We start from the raw sequence: 9888 nt of genomic DNA, 5'->3' as shown, positions 1-9888 counted from the left end.
AAGAATAGACAGAGAGTTTCAAATCTTCACCTCCAGAAATTTTGAAAGCCCAAAAAGATGTAAAAACCTTGATCAGATCAGGTTCTATGTGCAAGAATTATCAACGCTTGTAGAGGACTTTAAGAGAAGGTTTAACTATGTGCCTGATGCGGCCTATAACCTACTCACACAATACAACACTATACAGAACAGACTAGTATTTGCCAACTTTAAAAACAGCTACTAATTGTAGCTGTTTACTCTGAAATGCGGTTTGTCCCCTCCCCTGTTAGGTTCCAGTTTACTTTTATGTATAGTGCCACTGCCAATAAATCCGGCAGAATGCAGTATCACAAAGTCAACCCTGGTGTATCTAAAGAACGCATAAGTAGAACAGAATTTATTGAAGTTTTCAACACTTCAACCATATTAGCCATACGCCCAATACAAGAGAAATCATCTCCAGTATTCCAATTGGAATTCTTTATTTAGCTGTAGTTAGTCTTTACTACAATGCAGTAGATGTGACGCCTTCTGCTGTCGGTCTAAAATCCTGATAATTTTCATCGCTGTAATTTGAATTTACGTTTTAACCGTGAACTCAAATTCAATAACTATGACCTCATTATATCGATTTGTTTCTCTTAACATTTGGGGTAATCTTCCCTCTTCAGTACAGCGAAATATTTCTAAACTCTACGCCAACATTTATAATAAGTCATTTACCAAATACATTATAAAACCCTATTGTAAATTCAATAGGTTAAATGAAAAATACCTTAATCAGTTCGTTTCAGAATCTGGTTCAGAATACTACGCTAGCTTTCAGGATTTTTTCACAAGAGTATTTAAGAAACCATTGGACATTACCACTGATTATATTTGGCCGTGTGAAGGATTGCTCTGCGACTATGGAGCTGTTAAAGATTTTGACTCCGTCAATATTAAAGGTGACCGAAAAAATATAAAAAGCATTTTTGGTACCATGGGCAATGACATTGACGACAGTTACTTCTTCTCGAATGTATTTCTTCATAACAATAACTATCACAGAATACACTCACCAGCCAACTTAGTAGTAGAAGAAATTGAGTACATTCCGGGAGATTTGGTTATGCTGCGTCCCTGGCTTTATAAGGAAGCCCCTTCTCTGCCTGCAATGAGAAATGAAAGAGTTAATCTTAAACTAAGAGGTAGTTGTAATAGGTTTTGGTTTTTATCAATAGTTGGAGGTCCTGCCGTTGGCACCATAGAACTAGCATACAACATTAGGCCAAGTTATCAGCTTAGTGCCGGGCAAGAGATAGGTAAATTCCTACTAGGCTCGACATGCTGTATGGTAAGCCCTGTAGCAACAGAAACCCAAAACCTAACTAAGGTTTGTGTTGGACAAAAATATTAGCTTAAGATTGATTTCAGATCTGCAGGAGAATAGTTGATAGACTTTATGGTCTTGTCATCAGCAGTACGATAGACGAGGAATTTACCATCTTCTTCTTTATAGTAGCACTCAGTATCTTTCTCGTTTTTGTAGAACTCTACAGTGGCTTTGGCTTCTTCTACGGTGTTGCAGGCCTTGCTCATATTTGAGCGCTGTACCTCATCGAATAATGCTTTAAACTTTTCGCCAAGGCCAAACTCCAAAATAGCACCAGAAAGCACATACTGTATATCGCATAGAGCATCAGCCACTTCAACCAAATCTTTATCCTTAATGGCTTCTTCAAGTTCTTTAAGTTCTTCAGCAATTAATTCAACTCTCAAAGCGCATCTTTTAGCATCAGGAATAGCTGGAGAATCTAAAATTGGGTGCTTAAAAGTCTTATGAAAATCGGCTACTTGGTTAAGTGAATCTGGCTGTTGCATAGTATCATTATTAATGGTTGCGCAATGATACATAAATCTGAATTTGCATTAAAAAATAAACCCAATGTAATTGACTTACATTGGGTTTATTTCAGATACTGTGTTAGATAAACCTACTCAGTATAATTATCCATCAGTCCACCGGTCAGTCTCATTAAAGCAACTTTAGAATCTATGAGATTATAAAGCGACTGTAAAAGCTGAATCTTGGCATCTAAGTTATTATTCTGAACAGTTCTGAAGTCAAATGAATTGATTGATCCTGTTTTAAACTTTTCATCTGAGATACTTAAATTAACTTCAGCAGCCTCAACTCTTCTTTTATTAATGTTATAGATCATTAACCTTGTGTTGTACTCATCATATTTGTCATATAAATCTCTATTAATGGAAGACCTCAGTTTCTCAATACGAATATTTCCAATATCCTCCTGAACTACAGCATTTTTGATCGCTCTATTAATCTTATTGCCATTAAAAAGGGTAAATGCCAAAGTAAAGTTTGCGTAATATGTTCCTCTGTTGGTAATTGAAGTTTCATTTGGAGCCACAAAATTGACATTATCAGATTCTGCATTAGTAAGATCCTGTACGCTTCTACTATAGCTATATCCAGCATCAACGCTCAACCTTGGCATTCTATCCGCTCTGGCAATACCAATATTATGATTTAAGATGGCCTGACTCAGATAAAGCTTTTTCAAATCCACATTATTAGACTCAAGTCTGCTGGTCAAATCAGCAAAGTCAATCTCTTCAACTTCATTAATCAGATTGTCTGTAAAGACATAGTCCTTATCTACATCTTGCTCATTTAGCAGAAAGTTGAGATTACGAACTGCATTTCTATAGGCCAATTGTTGATTGATATAGCTTACAGAGTCATTAAGATAGTTACCTTCTTCAAGAAGAATATCCGAACTTACTGCACTACCTATTTCTGATCTAACCTTTATATGCTCATATTTATCTGAAGACAAATTAAGCTGCTGCTTATAAGTATCTAATCGTTCTGCTTCTAGTTCAGCGATGTAATACCCTAAGATTATGGCCTGAATTGTATTGGAAATTATAATTTCAGCATTACCCTCAGATTCTCTTTGCAGATCATCCAGCCTTGCTTTGCCGATATTCACTTTATTACCATTAAATATTGTCCAGTTAACATTTAAGGCCGGTGTCAAAGCACTATTCACCTGATTATTCAATTCAAATCCAGGAAATGTTGTACCGTTAAAAAACTGATCGCCCGACTTATTATTAATCATTGAATTGTTATAAGTGGTATTTAGTGTGACATTTGGCATACGTCCAGCCTCACCCCAGGCATTATTATTTTCAGCCACTTCTACAGTCTTTCTTTCTATTCTAATATCAAAGTTCTTTTCCAAGCCTATGCTTATAGCCTCCGATAATGATAATGACTGATTTTGTGAAATAGCACTACCAGAATAGCACATCAATGCCATTGAGAATATTGTATATAATCTAAACTTCATTTTTTCAACAATTGAATTAAACTGACTCGACCCACTCGGTCATTCTTTCCTGATCAATAATAACTCGCTCTACTCCTTCTCTTGATGGTTTATTGCCCGTCCACAGCCATTTAGCATATCTACGCACATCATTAAAGACAAGTATTAGTACTGGGAAGAACAACAGTATAACGAACGTTCCTACCAAAACTCCATAGGCTACAGAGATGGCCATTGGAATTAAAAACTGCGCCTGAAAACTTGTTTCCATTATTAGAGGCCACAATCCAACAACTGTAGTTATAGAAGTCAGCATAATAGCTCTAAACCTGGCAATGCCAGCTTCATATGCAGCATCATGCACACTTAGTCCATCATCTTTTATTAATGAGTTAAACTTTGCAAGAAACACCACTGCATCATTGATAATTACACCAGATAAGGCAATCATGCCCCAGGCACTCAATATAGATACAGGGTGGCCTTCGATTCCATGTCCCCAAGTTGCACCTAACCATCCCAAAGGAATCATCGCGATAACCAATACGGCCTGATAGAAAGAACGGAATGTGATCATCACAACAAAGAATATTAGAACGAAAGCACCACCAAAGTATGTAGCGATTTCCTGACCTGCTCTGGCACTTTCTTTCGCTTGTCCTCCATAGTCAACCATAACTGTTGGGAACTGACTCTTCAATTTTGGAATGATATCATCAGTTACTTTCTTCAATATAGGTGGTACTTCTCCAAAGGGGTCAACCATATCTGCTTCAACAGTTACTGCTCTGTCGGCATCATAGTGCTTAATACCGCTGATGCCCCTTTCTATAGTATAAGAAGTCAATTGTCTTAGTGGCAACTGTTTTCCGTCAGTGGTCTTAATCTTCATATCCTCAAGCTGACCAACATTTAATCTGCCTTTCCCTGGATACCTTACCCAGACGCGAACTTCATCATCTCCTTTTTGGAGTCTCTGCACTTCCTCTCCAAAGAAACCCTGCCTTACCTGTTTGGTTATCTCCGTATGATTAAGGCCAAGGAAATATGCTTCTTGCTTCAAATCAAATAGCATTTCCCTATTACCAATAGCCACATTATCCTGTATATCTTTTAGGTCAGTAATCTTATTGAGTTCGGATTTAAGATAATCTTTAGCCAACTGAAGTTGTTCATAATTGGCACCTAATAACCTCACAGAAACAGGTTTTCCAAACCTATTCATGCCACCAATGCTGAATTTCTCAGCTTCGGGCACCTTTCCAATTTTTGCGTAAAGGCGATCGATAATATCATAGCTATTGATACCATAATCATCTAATTCTTTGTAAAAGATATTTATGTTTCCTGCATGTGACCCAGATTCGCCATCAGCAGTATTACCCACAGAACCGAAAGTATAATTAATTAAATCATCTTCAGTATCAAGATCCTTTTTCAGGTCTTCATTAACTTCCCAAATGATGTTATCAAATCTCTCCAGATAGTCTTCAACTTTAGTTTCTCTTTCTCCCGGCTTAAAGGCAATGTTTATATTGAAACTATTAAAAGGAATCTGAGGAAAGAAAGTGGCCTTTATAAACCCACCTCCAAATAATCCTATGGTTATAGGAAATAGCGCAAGTAGCACACATATTGAAATTGCTCTATACTTTAACGTATAACGTAGCGCGTTTCCATACAGCTTATACCGCATAAAATCGATAACACCATTGATTTTACTTCTGATCTTATAGCTTCTTGTATCTTCTTTTTTAACACTTAAAACCGATTTACTTGCCAAGTGTGCTGGTAATACAAAAAATGCCTCGAGTAATGAAAATCCTAAACTAAAGATCACCACAAATGCCATATCCCTTAAAAACTCAAATCCGCCTGTAAGCAACAATAAAGGCGTAAATGCAATGATTGTAGTTGTTACAGAAGTAAATACAGCAGGCAGTACTTCTATGGTACCTTGTACAGCCGCCTTAACCGGATTTTTAGTTTTTTCAAAATGGGTATAGATGTTCTCAGCAATCACAATTCCGTCATCCACCAGAATACCAATAACCAATATCATCCCAAACAATGAGATCATGTTAATAGTAAGGCCGAAGAAACTACCGATGATAAACATTCCCAGGAATGATGATGGAATACCCCATGCCACCCAGAATGAAAGCCTTAGACTTAGGAATGTACCCAAGGCAATCAGAACAAGGAACAACCCGACCATTCCGTTACTGGTCAAGAGGTCTAATCTCTGATTAAGCATTGACATAAAATCCCATGTTAGATCTAATTTTACACCTGAGTGTTTGGCATTAAATTCATCAACATAAGGAACAACAAACTCTGATATCTTTTGAAGATCTTCCTCTTCAAGTTTCTTCACCTCAATAAATACAGCTCTTTTACCGTTTAAAAGTGCCTTATTAGGCTGATCTGCAAACTGTTCCTTGATAGCCGCTATATCTCTTAGCAAAAGATTGGAACCATCTACCTCAGTTCTAACGATAATCTCACCAATAAAATCAGCATCGGAAACCTTTGCTTTTGATCTAATTAATATCTCTTCAGTTTCTGCCTTAATAGACCCTGCAGATATATCTCTGTTGTTCTGCCTTACCGCAGTTGACACTTCATCGAAAGTAATGCCATATCGGCTTAAAGCTTGTTCAGAGACTTCAATTGAAATTTCCTTGCTTGTTAATCCATTGATGTTGACTTGTGAAATAACTCCTGACGCTAACAGTTCATCTTTAATCTTGTCAGCATACATTTCAAGCGTTTTGATATCCACATCACCTGTCAGGCCTAACCATTGAGCGGTAGACTGCTGACGTTGCTTGAATATTATGGGTTTTTCTGCACTTACCGGAAACGAGCTAATGCCATCAACAGCATTTTTAATCTCAGTATAAACTTCGTCAATATCATAGTTCTCCAGAGTCTCTACATTGATACTTGCAAAGTTTTCTGAGGATGTAGAGGTAATTTCATCAATACCAGCGATACTTTTTAGTGCTTCTTCCACCTTCAGCGTTACTCCCTCTTCCATTTCTTCAGGAGAAGCACCAGGGTAAGCTACCTGAATGTTGATGAATTTATCCTTCTGTGTTGGAAAAAAGGACTTTTTGGTATTCACCATTGCCATGATACCACCTAAAAGTGTTAGGGCAATGACGATGTTGGCGAGTATAGGAAACTTCACAAAGTACTCAACCATATTTTTGATAGAGTTCATCGCCTTAGTTTTTAACTAGTTTAACATCACTACTCTTCTGCTCGATATCAATATCTTCTTTCTCTTCTAATTTGAAAGCTTTCATATTATTATGAGCATTAATCAAAGGCTCCACAACAAGTTCTGAACCTTCTTTCAAACCAGAGAAAACAACACTTTCTGCATTCAGTTTGTGTATCTGAATTTCTTCAACTTTTAATAATGAGTCCTGAAGAACAAAAACCTTATTACCATCAAAAATGGCATTTCTTGGTACGAGCATTCCTGACTCGACTTCACGGCCAGGAATAATAGATCTCAAGTACTCACCATCATAAATCTTTCGATCCTTGTCTGAATTAATAGCAATAAAAACATCAATAGATTGAGTGTTTTGATTAACGAATTCGCCAATTCTAGCCACTTTACCCTCCCAGATTCTACCACTTTCAGTAACTACCTGAGCCTGAGAACCTAGTTCCACCCAGTCAATATCAGAAACGCTAACATCGACCTTCATCTCGAGTTTGTCAGACCTTAGTATAGTGCCAATCTTATTACCTGGGTTCACAAAGGACCCAGACTGTAGATCCACCATAGATATAACACCACCAAACGGAGCATAGAAACTATATTTATTAAGGTTTACTTCTGCGCTCTTAATAGTGTAGAATGAACTAAAAATATTCTTAGTAGCTAAGAATGTTTTTTCTTTATCATTTTTATAAGCTGGCATTTCAGGTAGTGGCTTATTGATATCAATTTCTGAGAAATACTTAGACCAGGCCTCATAGTTTTCACTGAAATCAATTTTCATATCAGGCAAAATTGCTGCTAGCTCCTTTAAGAAGTTACTCTTTTGAGATTGCAGATTAAGGCGAGCTTCTCTATCATCAATTTTATACAATAAAGCGCCTCTGTTAAACCTCTGCCCTTCTTTAAGTGGTATGGAAACCGACTTCATTCTACCTGATACCTCGGCTATCAAATCCAAAGATTCTGCTGTCTTTACTCTTCCAAAAGCCATTACCTCAGTTGGTATGCTTGAGTACTTTACCTTTTCAGTTTTTACATACTTTTTTATTTCTTCAGGAGTCTTCACTTCTGGTGGTTCTTTCATGCTACTGAGAGCACCACTTAATATAAAGGAGCCAAAAAGAATGGTCAGACCGATCCCTACAATAATTACTTGTCTTAGTTTCATCTAGAATTGAATAGTTTGTTGCTTAATACGTTAGACTATTTTGGTGGCTTTTGGTTCTATCGTTTACATAAATAAGTGATAAGCCAGCCCAGCGGTTAATAAGAGTGTTGAATGAATTGCAAAAAAATGTATAATGTTAAATTACTAATGTGATTAAATCACGCTTTTCTATATTTGCAAACTTAGAAAAAAGCACACTATCCAATGACCAATTTTATAGAAGAAATGCAATGGCGAGGGATGATTCATGATATCATGCCTGGAACAGAAGAACAGTTGAAGAAAGAAATGACCTCAGCGTATATAGGTTTTGACCCGACTGCAGACTCTCTTCATATTGGTAGCTTAGTTCAGATTATGACTTTGGTGCATTTTCAACGCGCTGGTCATAAGCCTTATGCATTGGTAGGTGGTGCCACAGGCATGGTGGGTGACCCATCAGGAAAGTCGCAGGAAAGAAACTTATTATCAGAAGAAGTATTAGAAAAAAACCTTAAAGGTGTGCAAGCACAGCTAGAGCGTTTTCTTGATTTTGATTGTGGAGAAACTTCTGCTGAGATAGTTAATAATTACGACTGGTTTAAGGACTTTTCCTTCTTAGATTTTATCAGAGATGTAGGTAAACACATTACTGTAAACTACATGATGGCCAAAGACTCGGTAAAGAAACGACTAGAGGGCGAAACTGGGATGTCTTTCACTGAGTTCACTTACCAATTGGTTCAGGGTTATGACTTCTACTGGTTATATAAGAACAAGAACTGTAAACTGCAGCTCGGAGGATCAGACCAGTGGGGTAACATTGTTACTGGTACTGAATTAATAAGAAGAAAGGCCAGTGGAGAAGCGTTTGCCATAACTACTCCTTTAATAAAGAAAGCTGATGGAACTAAGTTTGGGAAAACTGAAGGTGGTAATGTATGGCTTGATGCTGAAAGAACTTCACCTTATGAATTCTATCAGTACTGGTTAAATGCTTCAGACGTTGATGCAGCGAATTTTATAAGAATATTCACCCTAAAGTCTAGAGAAGAAATTGAAGCTTTAGAGAAGGAACATGCGGAAGCTCCTCATATGAGGAAACTACAAATGGCACTGGCTGAAGATATAACTGTTAGAGCACATTCTCAGGAAGCTTTAGAATCAGCGATTAAAGCTTCTCAAATACTATTTGGTAAGTCTACTACAGAAGATCTGGCCTCTTTAGATGAAAGAACTTTCCTTTCAGTTTTTAGTGGGGTGCCACAAACCGAAATCAGTAAGTCTGACTTTGACAATGCCGATGATGTAACGACCTTTTTATCTCAGACAATTGAAGGACTAATATTTAAGTCGAAAGGTGAAGCCAGAAGAATGATCCAGGAAGGTGGTGTTAGCATTAACAAAACCAAAATTGATAGCCCAGACCAAAAGGTTGATTTTCAGCTACTACAAGGCAAATACCTATTAGCACAAAAAGGAAAGAAAAACTACTATGTGATTTGTGTGAATTAAAAGTTCATCAATATTGACAATAAAAAAGCCCTCTAGAATAATCTAGAGGGCTTTTTATTTTATAATGTATTCAAACTTTTAGTTACCGAATAGTTTGTAACCAACATAGATTTGGAAAGTCTTGTTTTTGATTTCCCCAAATTCAGGATTGAGGTTTGAATCAATGCCAGTTAAAATCTCATCGTTCACATCAGATAAACCAAGCACATAACGAACTCCAGCACTTAAGCCCATTGGCAAGTCCAATCCAGCACCAAATACTGCTGACAAGTCAGTACCTTTCATAAACTCTTTAACATCTTCAGAACCTGAACCAAAGTCTCCTTCAGCCTTAGTTAAAAAACCAAATTGAGGTCCAAGGTGGATATTAACAACCTTGGCAAAATTCTTCTTTAACAAGATTGGTACTTCTACATAAGATAAATCAAAATCTTCAGCTCCTTTAACTGAATACAGTATTTCTGGCTGAATACTGATCCCAGCTACGCCTATGTTTAAAAATGCTCCAGCATGGTAGCCTGTTTTTCCATCAGGATCACCAGATACATCAACATTAGCAAAATTTAACCCGCCTTTTATACCTCCTGAAATCTGAGCTTGTGTGAGACCATAGGCTCCTAAAAGCATTATTGTTGATAAAAAAATCTTTCTCATAATTT

9 protein-coding genes are annotated in these 9888 nt (G+C 37.1%); 4 read left to right on the top strand and 5 right to left on the bottom strand.

The annotated features are described in order from the left end of the window. From E1140_RS21375 to E1140_RS04390, 3 genes are all read left to right on the top strand, one after another. On the top strand, positions 1-226 hold a 226-nt coding region (locus tag E1140_RS21375; RefSeq protein WP_185153426.1), incomplete at its 5' end, for a hypothetical protein. 95 nt (positions 227-321) lie between these two features. Beyond that, positions 322-471 (top strand): hypothetical protein, encoded by a 150-nt coding sequence (locus E1140_RS04395; RefSeq protein ID WP_155179437.1) that lies wholly within the window; start codon positions 322-324, stop codon positions 469-471. 124 nt (positions 472-595) lie between these two features. Further along, on the top strand, positions 596-1381 hold the full coding sequence (locus E1140_RS04390; RefSeq protein ID WP_155179435.1) for a phosphatidylserine decarboxylase: 786 nt from the start codon (positions 596-598) through the stop codon (positions 1379-1381). Here E1140_RS04390 and E1140_RS04385 read toward each other — a convergent pair. The 4 genes from E1140_RS04385 to E1140_RS04370 form a co-directional block, all read right to left on the bottom strand. Continuing rightward, positions 1378-1845, bottom strand: coding sequence for a pyrophosphohydrolase domain-containing protein (locus tag E1140_RS04385; protein ID WP_155179433.1), 468 nt, complete (start codon positions 1843-1845; stop codon positions 1378-1380). The two genes, E1140_RS04390 and E1140_RS04385, sit on opposite strands and share 4 nt — an antisense overlap. 113 nt (positions 1846-1958) lie before the next feature. Next, positions 1959-3344: a TolC family protein gene (locus E1140_RS04380; RefSeq protein ID WP_246202704.1), complete on the bottom strand. Its 1386-nt coding sequence runs from the start codon at positions 3342-3344 to the stop codon at positions 1959-1961. A gap of 16 nt (positions 3345-3360) precedes the next feature. After that, positions 3361-6552, bottom strand: coding sequence for an efflux RND transporter permease subunit (locus tag E1140_RS04375; RefSeq protein ID WP_155179431.1), 3192 nt, complete (start codon positions 6550-6552; stop codon positions 3361-3363). Positions 6553-6556: 4 nt separating this feature from the next. Beyond that, on the bottom strand, positions 6557-7735 hold the full coding sequence (locus E1140_RS04370; RefSeq protein WP_155179429.1) for an efflux RND transporter periplasmic adaptor subunit: 1179 nt from the start codon (positions 7733-7735) through the stop codon (positions 6557-6559). Positions 7736-7939: 204 nt separating this feature from the next. Here E1140_RS04370 and tyrS point away from each other — a divergent pair, with 204 nt between their 5' ends. After that, positions 7940-9229, top strand: a complete 1290-nt coding sequence (tyrS, locus tag E1140_RS04365; RefSeq protein ID WP_155179427.1) for a tyrosine--tRNA ligase — start codon at positions 7940-7942, stop codon at positions 9227-9229. 78 nt (positions 9230-9307) lie between these two features. Here tyrS and E1140_RS04360 read toward each other — a convergent pair. Further along, on the bottom strand, positions 9308-9888 hold a 581-nt coding region (locus tag E1140_RS04360), incomplete at its 5' end, for a porin family protein (protein ID WP_155179425.1).

The sequence above is a fragment of the Fulvivirga lutimaris genome, from assembly GCF_009711525.1.
Classification (GTDB): Bacteria; Bacteroidota; Bacteroidia; order Cytophagales; family Cyclobacteriaceae; genus Fulvivirga; species Fulvivirga lutimaris.
This window is presented reverse-complemented; position numbering and strand designations above follow the sequence as displayed.